The 462-nt window shown below is 68.2% G+C and carries 1 protein-coding gene and 1 pseudogene; one reads left to right on the top strand and one right to left on the bottom strand.

Annotated elements, in window-relative coordinates; translation table 11 throughout:
- The coding region (locus QN357_RS19300; protein WP_323505443.1) for a DUF6264 family protein at window positions 1-273 on the top strand (273 nt) is incomplete at its 5' end.
- Between the two features lie 45 nt (window positions 274-318).
- Here QN357_RS19300 and QN357_RS19295 read toward each other — a convergent pair.
- A pseudogene (locus QN357_RS19295) lies at window positions 319-462 on the bottom strand (4-hydroxy-3-methylbut-2-enyl diphosphate reductase); the annotation flags it as partial.

Here is a 462-nt window from a genome sequence, read left to right as displayed (position 1 = left end):
CCCGACGCCATCCAGATGCTCTACACCCAGTCCCACCTCGGTACCTACGTGCCGGACTCCTCCGTCGCCGGGCTCGTCACGGCGGGCGGAATCACCGAAGCGATCGTCTGGCTGCTCACCGCCGCCGCGGCGATCCTGCTCATCTCACGCCGCAAGCGGGCGTTCTACGTCCCGGTGATCGGCGCGGTGATCGCGCTCGTGGTGATCTTCGCCTTCATGATGGTCGTCGTGACCACCGACCCGACGCTGATCGACTTCTACAGCCAGCCGTAGGCATCCACGCGGGCGCCCCCCACCGGCGCCCCACGATGATCGGCGCTACTCGACCCGGGTCACTCGCCCGCCGAGGGCCCGTGCGTCGTTGTTGCCCGCAAGGTCCTTGCGCAGTTCCTTCGGGAGCGAGAACAGCAGGTCCTCCTCGGCGGTCTTCACTTCCTGCACGTCACCGAATCCGGCGCCGGC

The sequence above is a fragment of the Cryobacterium sp. RTC2.1 genome, assembly GCF_035018685.1.
Classification (GTDB): domain Bacteria; phylum Actinomycetota; class Actinomycetes; order Actinomycetales; family Microbacteriaceae; genus Cryobacterium; species Cryobacterium glucosi.
This window is presented reverse-complemented; position numbering and strand designations above follow the sequence as displayed.